15 protein-coding genes and 1 pseudogene are annotated in these 16,119 nt (G+C 40.6%); 13 read left to right on the forward strand and 3 right to left on the reverse strand.

Annotated elements, in window-relative coordinates; all coding sequences use genetic code 11:
• From EIH20_RS03500 to pepF, 3 genes and pseudogenes are all read left to right on the forward strand, one after another.
• Window positions 1–615 (forward strand): competence protein CoiA, encoded by a 615-nt coding sequence (locus tag EIH20_RS03500; RefSeq protein WP_124057982.1) that lies wholly within the window; start codon window positions 1–3, stop codon window positions 613–615.
• A 5-nt stretch (window positions 616–620) separates the two neighbouring features.
• Window positions 621–1,115, forward strand: coding sequence for a hypothetical protein (locus EIH20_RS03505; protein ID WP_124057983.1), 495 nt, complete (start codon window positions 621–623; stop codon window positions 1,113–1,115).
• Between the two features lie 100 nt (window positions 1,116–1,215).
• Window positions 1,216–2,988: pseudogene (gene pepF, locus EIH20_RS03510) on the forward strand (oligoendopeptidase F); the annotation flags it as partial.
• Between the two features lie 88 nt (window positions 2,989–3,076).
• On the opposite strand, the gene trmB reads toward pepF, so the two are convergent.
• The 3 genes from trmB to EIH20_RS03525 form a co-directional block, all read right to left on the reverse strand.
• Complete coding sequence (gene trmB, locus EIH20_RS03515) at window positions 3,077–3,751, reverse strand: tRNA (guanosine(46)-N7)-methyltransferase TrmB (protein WP_124057984.1); 675 nt, start codon at window positions 3,749–3,751, stop codon at window positions 3,077–3,079.
• A 12-nt stretch (window positions 3,752–3,763) separates the two neighbouring features.
• Window positions 3,764–4,561, reverse strand: a complete 798-nt coding sequence (locus EIH20_RS03520) for a phosphotransferase family protein (RefSeq protein ID WP_124057985.1) — start codon at window positions 4,559–4,561, stop codon at window positions 3,764–3,766.
• 105 nt (window positions 4,562–4,666) lie between these two features.
• Window positions 4,667–4,999, reverse strand: coding sequence for a PepSY domain-containing protein (locus EIH20_RS03525; protein WP_124057986.1), 333 nt, complete (start codon window positions 4,997–4,999; stop codon window positions 4,667–4,669).
• A gap of 207 nt (window positions 5,000–5,206) precedes the next feature.
• On the opposite strand from EIH20_RS03525, the gene pepA reads away from it, so the two are divergent.
• The 10 genes from pepA to dnaI all read left to right on the forward strand — a co-directional run bounded on the left by pepA (window position 5,207) and on the right by dnaI (window position 16,119).
• Window positions 5,207–6,283, forward strand: coding sequence for a glutamyl aminopeptidase (pepA, locus tag EIH20_RS03530; RefSeq protein WP_124058118.1), 1,077 nt, complete (start codon window positions 5,207–5,209; stop codon window positions 6,281–6,283).
• A gap of 20 nt (window positions 6,284–6,303) precedes the next feature.
• Window positions 6,304–6,933, forward strand: a complete 630-nt coding sequence (gene ytpR, locus EIH20_RS03535) for a YtpR family tRNA-binding protein (RefSeq protein WP_124057987.1) — start codon at window positions 6,304–6,306, stop codon at window positions 6,931–6,933.
• A 21-nt stretch (window positions 6,934–6,954) separates the two neighbouring features.
• Window positions 6,955–7,557 carry a hypothetical protein gene (locus tag EIH20_RS03540; protein ID WP_124057988.1) on the forward strand — a complete coding sequence of 201 codons (603 nt, stop codon included), beginning with the start codon at window positions 6,955–6,957 and terminating at the stop codon, window positions 7,555–7,557.
• A gap of 12 nt (window positions 7,558–7,569) precedes the next feature.
• Window positions 7,570–8,904, forward strand: coding sequence for a UDP-N-acetylmuramate--L-alanine ligase (murC, locus tag EIH20_RS03545; RefSeq protein ID WP_124057989.1), 1,335 nt, complete (start codon window positions 7,570–7,572; stop codon window positions 8,902–8,904).
• Between the two features lie 74 nt (window positions 8,905–8,978).
• On the forward strand, window positions 8,979–11,648 hold the full coding sequence (polA, locus tag EIH20_RS03550) for a DNA polymerase I (RefSeq protein WP_124057990.1): 2,670 nt from the start codon (window positions 8,979–8,981) through the stop codon (window positions 11,646–11,648).
• A gap of 14 nt (window positions 11,649–11,662) precedes the next feature.
• On the forward strand, window positions 11,663–12,514 hold the full coding sequence (mutM, locus tag EIH20_RS03555) for a DNA-formamidopyrimidine glycosylase (protein WP_124057991.1): 852 nt from the start codon (window positions 11,663–11,665) through the stop codon (window positions 12,512–12,514).
• A 10-nt stretch (window positions 12,515–12,524) separates the two neighbouring features.
• Window positions 12,525–13,112, forward strand: a complete 588-nt coding sequence (gene coaE, locus EIH20_RS03560) for a dephospho-CoA kinase (protein ID WP_124057992.1) — start codon at window positions 12,525–12,527, stop codon at window positions 13,110–13,112.
• 83 nt (window positions 13,113–13,195) lie between these two features.
• Entirely contained in the window at window positions 13,196–13,723 is a 528-nt protein-coding gene (gene nrdR, locus EIH20_RS03565; RefSeq protein WP_124057993.1) for a transcriptional regulator NrdR, read from the forward strand.
• Window positions 13,707–15,185 (forward strand): replication initiation and membrane attachment family protein, encoded by a 1,479-nt coding sequence (locus EIH20_RS03570; RefSeq protein ID WP_124057994.1) that lies wholly within the window; start codon window positions 13,707–13,709, stop codon window positions 15,183–15,185. The genes nrdR and EIH20_RS03570 overlap by 17 nt, the downstream gene beginning before the upstream one ends.
• 4 nt (window positions 15,186–15,189) lie before the next feature.
• Window positions 15,190–16,119, forward strand: coding sequence for a primosomal protein DnaI (gene dnaI / locus EIH20_RS03575; protein WP_124057995.1), 930 nt, complete (start codon window positions 15,190–15,192; stop codon window positions 16,117–16,119).

A 16,119-nucleotide genomic window follows, 5' to 3' on the forward strand; every position in this document is an offset into this window, starting at 1 on the left:
ATGCTTATTGCTTATAATCAGCATCGCGAGTTGGTATACGCAACGGCGAGTGACCTTAAGAAACAAAAATCGAACCGTTTTTATTGTCCACAATGTCAGCAAGCCGTCTATGTAAAGGCAAGACCGAATGGGGGCTATTATTTTGCCCATTATCAAGCCTGTGGATCTGGGCAGAGACGGGAGCGCGTATGCAAAGAGAGTCGGACCCATCAATTAGCCAAGCAACAAATTTTACAAGCAGGTCATCGGATAGGAATTAAAGTCAGGCTAGAATATTCCCTATGTCAAGGTCATCAAATTGCTGATTGCTATTATAAACTGGATCATCTAGCAAGGGTTATCGAGTTTCAGCAATCACCGATTAGCTGTCAACAAATTCATCAAAGACAAGGCGATTATGAAAGAGCGGGTTTAACCTGTCTTTGGCTCTATAATTATCAAGATATCAAAGAAACCCTGGCAACCGCTTGGTCCAGACGTTTAATTTATTACCAGGAAGAGTTAGGTTATCATCGATGGTCTTATGATATACGAAGGGCGGCCTTCGTGTTGACGCATCATTTACCTCTTTTTTGCAGACTGATACAAAACAGCTATTGCAGCAACAGGTTGTAGAGGATATGGTGTTTTTTAAACAAGTGCCAAGAGGAATTATTCCTATTGAGTTAGAAAGAAACACCAAGATAGACTCGTTTTCGAGAATATATCAAGGACGCAGTGGACAAAGTCGTGACCGAGTCTTATTTGCTTTGCGTCGTCAAAGCTGTTATCGGCCTCTGTTTAAGCGGTTTTATCAAGCGCAAATTGATATTTATCGGTGTCCCAAGTGGGTTTGGTCTTTGCCCAAACATTGCTTAATTTTAAAGATGCCCGTCTGGGCCGTATTTGTTTGGTTTTATCACTTCATCGCGGATAAAAAGGCCTTTACCTATAACGAATTGATTGTTTATCTCTTAGAGCGCTATGAAGCAAAAGACTTAGAGCTCTCCTCCTTTCCATTAATTAAGGCTCAACCGAATTTTTACTTAGAGCAATTGGCCACTCATTTGATTCATGTGAATGAAAAAAGGGGTGTTTTAATAGCGAGTGGAAAAAATGGCTGGTTAGTCAGGTAATTTGGACAATCTTTCGAGAAGGGAATACTTGTGCTAAAATAGGGACAGTAAAAAGGAGTGAATAGCATGGTACAAAAACGAGATCAAGTAGCAGAAAAAAACTTGGGATTTAAGTGATTTATTTGTAGATGATGCATCTTTTGAAGAAAGTCTAAAGGCCTGTCAAGAAAAGATTCAAGAGCTCGTACGATATAAAGGACAGCTTCATCAAAGTGGAGCAACTCTTTTAGCTGCATTACAAGACATCTTAGCAGTTGAGCGAATTTGTGAAAATCTCTATGTGTATGCAGCTAGTAAAAGCGACCAAGATAAGGGCAATGCCTTTTATCAAGATTACTTCGCTCGGGTGACCAGTTTGTATAGTCAATTTTCTGAAGCAGTGGCCTTCTTTGAACCAGAACTCTTAAGCTTGCCTAGCGACCAAGTCAAGGAACTGCTTGCTTCGGAAAAAGACCTAGCTCTTTATGATCATTATTTTGATGATTTATTGCGCAAAGCTCCTCATACTTTGACTCAAGTAGAAGAAGAAATGCTAGCCCAAGCAAGCGAAGTTCTTTCTGCTTCATCTAGGACTTTTGGTCAATTAAATAATGCAGATTTCCGTTTCCCAACCATCCAAGATGAAGACGGTCAGACCGTTGAATTGACCCATAGCCTTTATAGTAAATTCTTAGAATCGGATTCACGTTCAGTAAGAAAGGCGACCTTCGAAGGTTTTAATTCCGTTTACAATCAATTCAAATCGACCTTGGCTTCGACCCTCTCGACCACCATTAAGGCCAACAATTTCCAAGCTAAAGTTAGAAAATTTGATTCAGCGCGCCAAGCGGCCTTATTTGCAAATAATGTTCCGGAAGCTGTTTATGATACTTTAGTAGAAACGGTAGGAAGTCGAGTAAGTCTCCTTCACCGTTATGTTGCTTTGCGGCAACAACTCTTGGAATTAGATGATCTAGAAATGTATGATATGTACACACCGTTATTAGGACAGGTAGACTTTGATATCACTTATGAAAAGGCGAAAGATATTGTTCTTAAGGCAGTCGCTCCAATGGGTGAGGATTATGTGGCGATTATCCAAGCGGCCTTTGATCAACGCTGGATTGATGTCTACGAAAATCAAGGTAAACGCTCAGGTGCTTATTCATCAGGAACCTATGATAGCCGACCTTATATTTTACTCAATTGGCAAGACAATATTTCTTGCTTATATACTTTAATTCATGAATTAGGTCACAGTGCTCACTCCTATTTGACCCATGCTAATCAACCCTATGTATATGGAGACTATTCGATTTTCTTAGCTGAAATAGCTTCAACAACAAATGAGAATTTATTAACCGATTATCTTTTGAAGGAATATACCGATCCGCAAATTCAACTCTATATTTTGAATAATTTTCTTGATCGTATGAAGAGTACGATGTTCCGTCAAACACAATTTGCGGAATTTGAACATTTCATGTATACGGCTGATGCACAAGGGCAACCACTTACAGCAGATTATCTCTCACAAACCTATCAAGCCTTAAATGAAAAGTACTATGGTCCACAAGTGAATTCAGATTCCTTGATTCGAGTGGAATGGAGCCGTATTCCTCATTTCTATTACAACTATTATGTTTTCCAATATGCAACAGGCTTTGCGGCAGCCACTTATTTCGCTGATAAAATTTGCCAAGGTGATCAAAGTGCTCTGGAAAACTACAAGAATTTCTTAAAATCGGGGAAACGTTATTATCCAATCGAAACAATGAAACGTGCCGGTCTCGATATGACTCAAGCTGAGTATATCATTTCAGCTTTAGATGTCTTCGAACAACGTCTAAATGAATTTGAACGGGCACTTGCCGAGAACCATCTTTCTAATTAATGAACAAACTGCATAAAAAAGAGGCTGTCATCCACGTTTGGTTACGTGGATGACAGCCTTTTTGTAATTATTAGATTGTTTTATTAGATTAATTTGCTGTTTGGCGTAAGGCTATTAAGCGTTGTTGATCAAAGGTCGCTTCAAGTCGGTAAATACGGTGACCTTTGGCAGCGAATTTGTGTTCATATTCGGTTTCGATATTGCCGACATAGTCGGAATGATGTAAGTCAAGCCAAACTTGGTTGAGAATCAGACCATAGTTTGACAGGCTGGCAAGTGAATATTCGAAAAGGCCTTGGTTATCTGTCTTGAAATGCAATTGGCCGTTAGGAACCAGAATGGCTTCGTACTGACTTAAGAAGTCAGGAGATGTTAAGCGTCGCTTAGCATGGCGTGTCTTAGGCCAAGGATCACTAAAGTTTAAGTAAACGAGGTCAACTTCCCCGTCTGCAAAATATTGTGAGAGGTGGCGACCGTCAGCATGAAGAATTTGTAAATTGGGTAGTTGAGCCTCCAACTGCCGATCTAGGATACTAACAATCACACTTGTTTGGATTTCAACCGCAATATAATTAATATGAGGGTGAGCTTTGGCCATTTCGATAGTGAATTGGCCTTTGCCGGATCCTACTTCAATATGAAGAGCTTGGTTCTGAGCGAAACGAGTTTGCCAATGACCTTTTAAGTCGTTGGCATCGGTAATGACGTATTGGGGATATTCTTTGAGCTTGTCTTCAGCCCAAGGTTTGTGTCTGAGGCGCATAGCATTTCCTTTCTAGGATGGGTGATTTTCTTGATAAATACGTTTAATCAGCAGAATGGTTTCATTTACTTTGTAATGGCGATTTTCCATATAATATTGTTTGATGGCTAATAAGCAATTCACCAAGCTATACCAGCGGATGCGGGTATAGGTTTCTTTATCAATTGTTAGACCATATTGATTCAACCAATCTGTCCATTCTGTTGGATTGAGGTATTGGCAGAGGATAAAGGTCAAATCGCTTAAAGGATCAGCAATGCGGACATTTTCCCAATCCACTAAATAGAGATAGTCCTCTTGGTCGCGTAAGAAATTGTGATGATTAAGATCACCGTGACAGACAGTGTAGTCTACTTGGTAAAAATAATCCTCGATAGAATCTTCAAGATAAGCGACAACTTGATTGAGAAACTGATTGTTTTGAAGGGAAGTTGGCAATTCGCTGAAATAAAAGTCGATAAAATCGAGTGGTCGAAAGACGTGACCATCCACTTTGCGCAACATCCAAAATAGGTTAGTTGAATGGTGAATCTTGTGGATTAATTGACAGACTTCTAATGAAGCCATCTCTTCTTTATCCAAAAGTTGACCATCTTTCCATTCTTGAGCGGTGAGGATATCACCAGAGTAGGTGCGCTGTGTCCACATTAATTTTGGCACAATACCTTCAGCGGAAAGAGCCGCAATAAAAGGGGAGGTATTGCGTTTAAAGAAGACTTTTTCGTCACTTTTGACACCCATAAAAGCTTGGCCGGTGGCACCTGCTTCTAAAGGATGGAATTCCCAGTCTTCTGATTGACCATATCCCATTATGAGGCTCCTTTCTTGTTTTGGCGTGAAGGTGAGGACAAAAAATGAAATCAGTAATCCTCATTTTACCATCTACATAGAAAGGGTCAACCTTTTTTGTTAGGATTAGAGCGCTTGTTCGTTAATTGTGAGGATTTCGCCGGTGTAGCAATCACAGGTGAATTCATAGTATACAGTTCCCGAGGCTTCTTTTCGCGTAATTCCACCTTGATAAACTAACGGGCGGCTATCAAAGGCATGGGACTCAACTGGATCATAATCAATCCATGAACCTTCGATCTCTCCTTCTTGAGCAAATTGGGTTTTTAATTTTTCTAAGACTTTACCCGCAGGCATAGGTTTATTTTCTTTGATTAACCATGCACTAGCAGCTCCAAAAAGGACGCCAGCAAGTAGGATGAGACTATTCGCTAAATTGTCGTTTTTATTTTGTGCCATCGTTGAGCCTCCTAAGAAATATTTTGTTACGTTTATTGTACCATGGATGATAGAGGATTAGTAAATTTGGCCACTTTTTGGCTGACTTTAGTCGAGCTTTGTCCTAGTCAAAACATTGATTTTGCTTATGGTTTGTGACAAAATAGAGGGGATAATTCGAACGAAATAAGTTAAATACGGGAGGCGAGCAGCTCAGCTGCGAAAATGATGAAACAAGAAACGTTTAAATTAATTAAAGAATTAACCGAATTACAAGCCATTTCTGGCAATGAAGGCCGTGTTCGTCAATACCTTGAGAAGGAAATGAAACCTCTAGTTGATGAATTGCATGTGTCAGGTTTAGGCAATATATTTGGGATTAAACATAGTAAAACTGAGAATGCACCTCGTATTATGTTAGGGGCACATATGGATGAGGTTGGTTTTATGGTCAGCCGTATTACCGATAACGGACTATTCCAAGTCGTTGCTATTGGTGGTTGGAATCCTTATGTTATTTCTGCGCAACGTTATACCTTACAAACAAGCAAAGGGGATTACCCATGTATTTCGAGTGCGGTCTCACCGCATTTATTAAGAGGGAAACCAGAAGGTAGCACTATTAAGCCGGAAGATATTCTATTTGATGCGGGCTTTACCTCTAAAGAAGAAGCGCAAGAATATGGCGTTAAACCAGGTGATGCCATTGTTCCTTTAACAGAAACTATTTATACAGCTAATAAGAAAGCGATCATGGCTAAAGCGTGGGATAACCGCTATGGTTGTGCTGTTATGCTTGAAACATTGAAAGCCGTTCAAGGCCAAGACTTGCCATCAACCTTGATTGCTGGTGCTTCGGTTCAAGAAGAAGTGGGCTTACGGGGAATTAAAGGGGCTATCCACACCCACCAACCTGATGTCTTTTTTGCTGTGGATTGCTCACCAGCTTCTGATGCCGATGGAGACAAATCAAAATTTGGCCGTTTAGGTGAAGGCTTCTTGTTACGGGTACAAGATCCAGTTATGATTACGCATAAAGGTATGCGAGAATATCTTTTGGATATGGCTGAAACTCACCATATCCCGTATCAATTCTTCTTCTCGCCAGGCGGAACCGATGCTGGAGCGGCTCACACTATGAATCAAGGTGTACCTAGTGCGGTGATTGGGGTACCTGCTCGTTATATTCATGGACACCAATCCTTGTTCCATATCAGTGACTATGAGGCTGCTAAAGAAATGGTTACAAAGATTGTAACAACATTTGATGCGACCACTTTAGCAACGATTCGACAAAACGGTTAGTAAAGAGGAGGAAATACAGGATGTGGTTAGCCTTTTATAACCCTAATGGGGTAGGCGATGTTTTAATGCTGACTTGTGCCAATGGTCAAGATCTAGTTTTACAAACCAAAACTAGCGAAAATGTCACCCAAATTTTCAATGCTGAAACGGGTGAATTAGTCGCAATCAATATTTTTGATGTTTCAAATATGATGACAATTGATCAAGTTGGGCCAGTAACCTTAACGTCTGAACAAGTTAAGCAAGTGAATGAACACCTCATTAAATTGAATTTGGATGTTCAAGTAACGGTTGATCCAAGTCCGAAATTAGTCGTGGGTCACGTCCTAGAATGCCAAGACCATCCTGATAGTGATCACTTGCACGTAACCAAAGTTCAAGTGGCAGCTGATCAAGTCTTGCCAATTGTCTGTGGAGCAGCTAACATTGCGCAAGGACAAAAGGTCTTAGTAGCCAAACCAGGAGCTGTTATGCCCAACGGCCTCATTATTTGGCCAGGTCAATTGCGGGGAGAAGAGAGTCATGGCATGATTTGTTCAACCCGCGAGTTAGAATTAACCGCGATTGAAAACCAACCAGGCATCTGGGTCTTGCCAGATCACTTTGAAGTTGGAACTCCATTAGAGGACGTTGTCGCTCGTTTTGCTTAATCCTGAATAGGGGGTAAGAAGATGTATGAAGGACCGGCTTTTAATAAGCCTAAGTCAAACCAACATAAGGAACCGCGGTTTATTCGCCAGATTAATGAAGCTGGGCAGCGGAGTCACTTCGAACCCGCTTATCATAAGGGGACAAGTGAGACTGAGAGTGAGAAAAAGGAACGTTTAAACCAAAAATTAATAAATAAGAATTACCAGCATGAACTCGATGCTCATGACGACCTGAACCAAAAAAGTGAATCTAAATATCAGATTCCCTTCAAAAACGTTAAACAGGATTTGAATTCGTGGCCAAAAAAGGATCAAGAAGGATCTGAGCAGACCTCGTCTGCCAAATCCCTTTTCGATCGGCAACAATTTGAAGCAAAGCAAGAAATGGAAGCAGAATTAGCTTCAACATCTACTAGACCCGAGCCTAGCCCTAGAGCTGAGTATGAGCCTAGTTTTCGTCAGCGGCAGCAGACGCCAGAAGAGGCTTTTCAGTCTCGACCAGCGACTGTGTTACCGAAGCCATATCAAAAGACTCAAGCGTACGACTCATTAGAAGCTGAGACGCGCCAATTAGCAAAGCGATTAGTTAAAACGAAAGATTCGTTTTTATTGTTTGAAAAATAAAGGGGACATTATATGATTTCAAAAGATACCACCTACCATTTTGTCGGCATTAAAGGGTCTGGCATGAGTGCCTTGGCGCTCATTTTGCACGGCGAAGGATATAAAGTGCAAGGAAGTGATTTAACTAAATACTTCTTTACCCAGCAAGAACTTGAAAAACAAGGCATCCAAATGATGGGCTTTGATGAAGCAAATATTCATGAAGGATTAACAATTATTGCTGGAAATGCCTTTACTGATGAACATCCTGAATTGGTTAAGGCTAGAGAACTAGGACTGCCAATTTATCGTTATCATGATTTTTTGGGTGAATTAATTAACGCCTATACTAGTATCGCAGTTACTGGATCGCACGGTAAAACTTCAACCACGGGTATGTTATCTCATACCTTGAAACACTTAGCGCCATTATCATATTTAATTGGTGATGGGACAGGCTGTGGAGACGAAGGGGCTCAATATTTTGCTTTGGAAGCATGTGAATATCGCCGTCACTTTTTAGCTTACAAAGTGGACTATGCTATTATGACCAATATTGATTTTGATCATCCTGATTATTATGCATCGATTGAAGATGTATTTTCAGCCTTCCAAACCTTTGCTCGTCAAACAAAAAAAGCCATCGTGGCTTGCGGAGACGATGAATATCTTCGGAAGTTAGAAGCAGATGTTCCGATCTATTATTATGGGGTCAGCGAACAAGATGATGTTATGGCTACAAATATTGAACGAACCGTTAATGGTTCGGAATTTGACGTTTATGTTGATGGTGAAAAATGGGGCCATTTTGAGTTGCCAGCCTACGGTAAGCATAATATTTTGAATGCTTTAGCAGTGATTACCGTCTTGAAACTGGAAGGCTTTTCAGCTGAATTAGTAGCCGAACATCTTAAAACCTTTGGCGGCGTTAAACGCCGATTCTCTGCTAAGCAAGTGAATGATTTGATTATCATCGATGATTATGCTCATCATCCTTCGGAAATTAAAGCAACCATTGATGCTGCGAAACAAAAATATCCTGAACGTGAATGTGTAGCTGTTTTCCAACCGCATACCTTCAGTCGGACAGTGGCTTTATTGAAAGAATTTGCCGAAGCCTTGTCGATGGCCGACCAAGTCTACTTATGTGATATTTTCCATTCAGTTCGTGAATCACATGGAGAAGTGACCATTGATGATCTTGCTAATTTAATTGACAAAGAGGTAGAAATTGTCTCGAGTGAACATTTATCTCCATTAATGAAATATCAAGATGCTGTCATCTTATTTATGGGTGCGGGTGATATTGATATGATTTCGCGTTCATTTGAAGTGGCATATGCCCAATTGAATGCTAATACCTTATAAAATTTGAGGCCAGCGATGTTAGGTAATAATTTCGTTGGCCTTTTCTACATAGTAGCTAACAAAGGAGAGATATTATGGCGAATCGACGTATAGTATTAATTGATGGATCTAGTTTAGCTTTTAGAGCTTTTTTCTCTATTTTAGATATTGAACGCTTTAAAAATAAAGCGGGTTTACATACGAATGCCCTTTACAGTTTTAATCGAATGCTAGATAGCGTGTTAACTCAATTTGATCCAACCCATATTTTAGTGGCCTTTGATAAAAGTAATGTTACTTTTCGTACCGAAAAATATGCGGAATACAAAGGTGGACGGGCGAAGACCCCTAGCGAGTTTAAAGAACAAATGCCTTATTTTCGCGTTTTATTGGATGCATACGGAATTCGCCATTATGATCTCCTCAATTATGAAGCAGATGATATTATTGGGACACTCTCTCAAATGGCTGACGATGACGACCAAGTTATTGTCGTATCGGGGGATAAAGACCTGATTCAATTAGCGCGGCCCCATGTGACTGTCTATGTCACTAAGCGAGGGGTCAGTGATCTAGAAGCCTATACGCCTGAAACGATTATGGAAAAGTATGGACTAACGACTGAACAATTTATTGACTTAAAGGGCTTAATGGGCGATCCATCGGACAATTATCCAGGGGTTACGCGGATTGGCGAGAAAACTGCAATCAAATTATTAACGCAATTTGGTAGTTTGGCTAATATGTATGAAAACCTTGATCAATTAAAAGCTTCCAAAATGAAAGAAAATATTATTAACGATCGGGAACAAGCTTTTATGAGTCAGGATTTAGCGCGTATCAAATTAGATACGCCTATCGAGCTTAGTTTGGACGATATAAGCTATCAGGGTAAAAATCCTGAGCAATTGTTAGCTTTTTATCGGCAAATGGAATTTAATAGCTTCATAAAAGATTTATTGGGAGACCTACCAGTAGAGGAACTAACGACTGCTCAACAAGATGAAGAGGCAAAGTTTGACCAAGTATTTGTAGATCAGACGCTAGATCCAGCTTATCTTCCTAATCATGGGGCCTATTATTGTGAAATGTTAGAAGAAAATTACCATATGGGCCAAGTAGTTGCGGTGACTTGGGTCGATTTGGCTACCAAGTGTGTATACTATAGTCTTGATGATCATGTCTTACACGATCCGCTATTTGTCAGTTGGTTGGAGGATGCAAGTAAGACTAAAGTGTGTTTAGACTTCAAACGCGAACAGGTCATCGCCAGTCGATATGGTATCCAAATGGCTGGCTGTGAATTTGATGTGCAATTGGCCGCTTATTTATTAGATACCAACTTAAGTCAAGAATTGATTGATATTGCTCAATTTTTACAGTTGCCAAGCTCTGTCCAGTATGATGAACTTGTTTATGGGAAAGGGGCTAAACGGGCTGTTCCAGATGACCAAACATCGTTCAGTCAACATATTGTGAATAAGGCTCTAACCTTATCTCAAGTTCAAACCCCATTAGAGACCAAATTACGTGAACTTGAAATGTGGGATCTCTATCAGACTATCGAAATGCCGCTTGCTCGCGTTTTGGCTCGAATGGAAATTCAAGGGGTCAAAGTTGATGCGGCGACTTTAGAAATTATGAATGAAGATTTACTAGCCCAATTAGCGGTGATGGAGAAGAATATTCATCGTTATGCGGGTGTAGAATTCAATCTCAATTCACCTAAGCAATTGGGCGAGATATTGTTTGAAAATTTGGGACTTCCTGTCATCAAGAAAACTAAGACCGGTTATTCGACTGCGGCCGATGTTTTAGAAAAGCTGAGCGGTCAGCATCCGATTATTGATGAGTTATTGAATTATCGCCAATTAGCTAAATTGCAAGGGACTTATTTAGCGGGCTTACCTCGTTATATTCTTGAAGACGGGAAAATTCATACTCGCTTTGTTCAAACCCTTACTCAGACCGGACGGCTTTCAAGTACCGATCCTAATTTACAGAATATTCCGATTCGCTTAGAAGAAGGGCGTAAGATTCGAAAGGCCTTTATTCCTTCGAAAGAGGGCTGGATTCTGTTTGGTTCGGACTATTCACAAATTGAACTCAGGGTCTTAGCTCATATTTGTGAGGATCCACATATGCGCCAAGCCTTTATTGATGATGAAGACATTCACTCGGCGACAGCTCGTCGTGTCTTTGGTTTGGATCCTGATGCGGAAATTACTTCTTTACACCGTCGTCAAGCCAAAGCGGTTAATTTTGGTATCGTCTATGGAATCAGTGATTACGGCTTGTCGCAAAATTTAAATATTACTCGTAAAGCAGCCAAAGAATTTATCGATCGTTATTTTGCTAAATATCCAGGTGTAGCCCAATATATGGAAGATATTGTTGAACAGGCTCGCGAAAAGGGTTATGTTTCCACCTTGTTCAATCGTCGCCGCTTTTTACCTGAAATTCACGCAAGTAATTTTAACGTCAGATCCTTTGCAGAAAGAACAGCCATGAACTCACCAATCCAAGGAACAGCCGCTGACATTTTGAAGATTGCGATGGTCCGTTTGCAGGATGAAATTGATCAACGTGGATTACAAGCCAAGCTCTTATTGCAAGTCCATGATGAGTTGATTATTGAAGCGCCTGCGGAAGAATTGGATATCTTGAATGAAATGGTGCCACGAGTGATGGAATCAGCCGTTGAATTGAGTATTCCTTTAAAAGTTGAATTCAATCACGGCGACAATTGGTATGAATTGAAATAGACAGGAGGATTAGGATGCCTGAATTACCAGAAGTAGAAACAGTTCGTAAAGGCTTAGTAGCGACGGTTTCAGGTAAAAACATCCAAGCTGTAAGCGTCTTGTGGGATAAGATTGTTAACCGCCCTGATGGAGAAGACTTACAAGAATGGGAACAGTCTCTTGTTGGTCAACAAATTCAAACTGTTCATCGACGGGGAAAATATCTTATTTTTGAATTAGATGACAGTTATTTAGTGTCTCATTTAAGGATGGAAGGTAAATACTTTTATCAAGCGAGGAACAGTGAAGAGTGGAATGATAAGTTAGACAAACATGTCCATCTGATTTTTACATTTACGGACGGATCGCGCTTGCTGTATCATGATGTGCGCAAATTTGGCCGGATTGAACGGGTAGCTAAAGATGAGCTTGGTTCATATTTTGTTCAGAAAAAATTGGGGCCAGAACCTACTCGTGACCAATTCAAATTAGCGATGTTTAGGACTGAATTGGCAACCATTAAGCGACCGATTAAACCGACCTTACTTGATCAAAGTCTCGTTGTCGGATTAGGCAATATCTATGTGGATGAAAGTCTTTTCCGAGCAGGGATCCATCCATTGCGGACTTGTGCTAGTTTAGAGGTAGATGAAGTTGAGGCTCTATACGAAGCCGTCATTGAGGTGCTCGACCAAGCGGTAAAATTAGGGGGTTCTAGTATTCGAACTTATCGTAACACCTTGGGACAAGCAGGCGAATTTCAACTTTCACTCTGTGTATATGGTCGACAAGGACAAGATTGTTTGCGTTGTGGACATAAAATTGAAAAGATGAAAGTTCAACAACGAGGAACGCATTATTGTCCTCAGTGTCAGCCATTGAATTAGGAGGAGACGCATGCAAATTATTGGACTTACTGGTGGCATTGCATCGGGAAAATCAACGATTAGCCATTATTTGGTCAAGAAAGGATACTCGGTGATTGATGCCGATCAAATTGCACATAAGCTAAGTCAACCACAGGAATTAGCTTATCAAGCCATTGTGGCAGCCTTTGGTTCCAATATTCTTTTGCCATCGGGAGAAATTGATCGTCAAAAGTTAGGTCAGCTCATTTTTCATGATGAAAGTAAACGCGAGCTCCTCAATAACGTGACCCATCCGCTCATTCATCAACAAATCCTCTATGAATTGGATCAATATCGCCAGAGGGGAGTAACTAGGGTTTTTGTGGACGTTCCCCTCTTGTTTGAAGCGAAATTTGATCGCTTATGTGACCAAGTTTGGCTCGTGTGGGTAGATGCCCAAACCCAAGTAGAGCGGTTGATGCAACGAGATCTTATAGATGAACCCATAGCTTTGGCAAAAATCAAGAGTCAGATGCCTTTGGCTGATAAAAGAGCCTTGGCTGATGTGGTGATTGATAATAACGGTAGCTATCAAGAAGCTTATCATCAAGTGGATACCTTGTTAGAGCAAATTTAGAGTTTAAGAGGACAATCAAGGCATACAAAGCAAGCAAGCTATGATAAAATGAAGCTGTATTAAGATAAGGAGGCGAAGCTTAGATGGAATGTCCAAAATGCCATGAAGCCCAATCACGGGTTATTGACTCACGTCCCGCAGATGATGGGGCAGCTATCCGCAGACGGCGGGAATGTTTATTATGTGGTCATCGTTTTAATACATATGAGCGAGTTGAACGGATACCTTTATTAGTAGTCAAACGCGATGGTACGCGGGAAGAATTCAATCGTGATAAGCTTCTGCGCGGAATTGTTCGTGCGGCTGAAAAGAGGCCGATTACACGTGAACAGATGGATCACTTAGTAAATAATGTTGAGAATGCTATTCGCGAAGCCAACGATCATGAAATCGATAGTAAACGCATTGGGGAATATGTGATGCCCCTGTTAATGGAATTAGACGAAGTAGCCTATATCCGTTTCGCCAGTGTTTACCGTCAATTCCAATCACGCGAGATGTTTTTAAAGGAATTAGAAGCCATGAAAACGAACGGACTCTTGACCCATAATCAGTTGAGTTCGACCAATAAAGACCAGTCGGAGCAGTTACAAGATGAGAATGATCATTAAAGCTTTTCAACCCTTTCAGGTACGTATCCAGTCAGATTTAGCCCCCTTGCAGGTTCAAAGTTTACTGCAATTATACCAACCTTTAGTTGGACCACAGGCGGTTAGCCTATACATGAGCTTGCTAAATTTACCCAAAGAAAATAGTCAATGGAGCCAAAGACAAATTCACGCCCAGCTAATTCAAATGTTAAATATGGGTATCCAAGAATGTGACCAAGCTAGACGATCTCTTGAGGCCGTGGGGCTTCTAAAAACCTATCGTGACTTAACTTCTCATGTTGATTGGACTAATCAAAGTTTAGTTTATGACGTGATGTTACCATTGGATATCCATCAATTTCTGGAGCATCCCTTATTGAGTACAGCCTTGTTTAATCAAATTGGTGATCAGGCCTACTATCAGCTACTTAAATATTGGACTCTGGAAGAGTTTGACTTAGAACACTACAGTGAAATCACCGCTAGTTTTGAAGAAGTATTCCATACAACGAACCTAGACAATTACGGACCCATTTCTGAATCATTAACTAATCAAGCTTTTCGTCATCAAAGTGCTCAAGTTAATCAAATGCTCAGTGAAGACAGCTTTAACTATAGTCGCTTTTTACGTTACTTAATGGCGGAAGGAATCGAGCAAAGTCAATTGACTCAAGCTTTAAAAGAAGAAGTCTATGCTTGCCATCAAGTGTTTGATTTGGATGAAGTACAAATGACGCAGTTGGTACGTTTGGCTCTTAATTCTTCAACCAACCAAATCGAGCTTGACCAACTTAAGTTGATCGCCCAGAAACGGCATTATTTTGCCCAACAACGGTCAGATAAGTTTGTGGCTGAGAGACCAGAAGCTGAAAAAGAATTGCAAGCGACCTATCCTCGAACCTATAATCCGTCCGATCGTCAGCAGCGTCAGCAGGCATTAAAGGAAAATTATCCCGATTTAAGTGCTGAAGAGATTGATTTAATCCTTGCCTGTGAGCAATTAAACTGCCAAGATTTTTTAGTCAATTTAAAAGCGGCTAAGGGTGGTTTTGCGACGGATAGTGAAATTTATTACCTGAATGATTTGCAAGCCAATAAGTCGACTTTGCCTATTCCAGTTCTGAATTTTCTGATATATACCTTGCTCGTTGTTGAGAAGAAAGAAGTTTTGTATAAGTCAAATTTAGAGAGATTAGCCTCCATTTGGCAAGAACAAGCCATCCAATCTGTGGCTCAAGCTTTGCAGTATGTCAAAGCGCAAGATAAAGTTAAACAAATGCAAGAAAAGCAACAAAAACAATCTAGTCAGCGGCCGTCATGGACAAATTATTCTCGGCCTAAACATGAGGAAGCCATTCCCTCATGGATGAAACAAGATACAGCCAATGAATTACCAGCAAATCCACAATCAGATGCGAGTGGGAAGCCGATTAACTCAGAAGAATTAATCAAACGCTTAAATAAACTTTCGGGAAAAGAGTGATGTTATGAAAACGATGCGTGAACTAATGGCTAATTTGAGCGCACAACCTAACTATCAGGCCAGTTTGGAGCGAACTTATCAAGAAGTACGCGACTATCCGGAGGTTCAAAGCTTCATTCATCAACATGCTGACCAACTATCTAGCCAGATGATTACCAATAGTTTATCGAAACTCAATGAATATGTGCGAGAAATGAAAGCCATTAAAGAGGGGCGTCCAGGTCAAAATCCAGGTTTTGTCCCACACTTATTTATCAATCAGGGTTATATCGATATCACTTATGTACCGACTCAAGCTTATTTAGATCAGGAAGCCAAACGAAAACGGCAATCTTTAATGGATAATCGCATGATGGCACAAGATGTTCGCCTCGCTCAACTTGATCAGTTTGATCTATCTAGTGCCAACCGGCAGCGCTTATTTGATGAGGTGTTAAACTTTATTCAAGCTTATGAAGAAAATCCCCGCCAAGCGAAAGGTCTTTTTATTACGGGACCTTTCGGTGTAGGCAAAACCTATTTATTAGGTGCCATGGCTAATTTGTTGGTCGATAAAGGAATTGGGGTAACCATGTTACACTATCCAAGTTTTGCCAGTGAAATAAAGGCTTCGATTGCCAACAACACGACTTTAGACATGGTGAATCAGATCAAAAATGTTCCCGTTTTAATTATCGACGATATTGGAGCTGAATCGAATTCAGCTTGGTTACGCGATGAGGTGCTAACCGTTCTATTAGAACATCGAATGAAGGAATCCTTAGCAACTTTCTTCACGTCCAACTTTAATATGGCAGAAATTGAACATCATTTGGCTACGACACGTGATGCGGTCGAGCGGGTCAAAGCTAAGAGATTGATGGAACGATTTTATTACTTGGCAAAAGAAATGACCTTTAACGGTGAAAACCGTCGTCGCCAAGCGACTAACTAA

The organism is Vaginisenegalia massiliensis (assembly GCF_900604935.1).
In the GTDB taxonomy this organism is placed as follows: domain Bacteria; phylum Bacillota; class Bacilli; order Lactobacillales; family Aerococcaceae; genus Vaginisenegalia; species Vaginisenegalia massiliensis.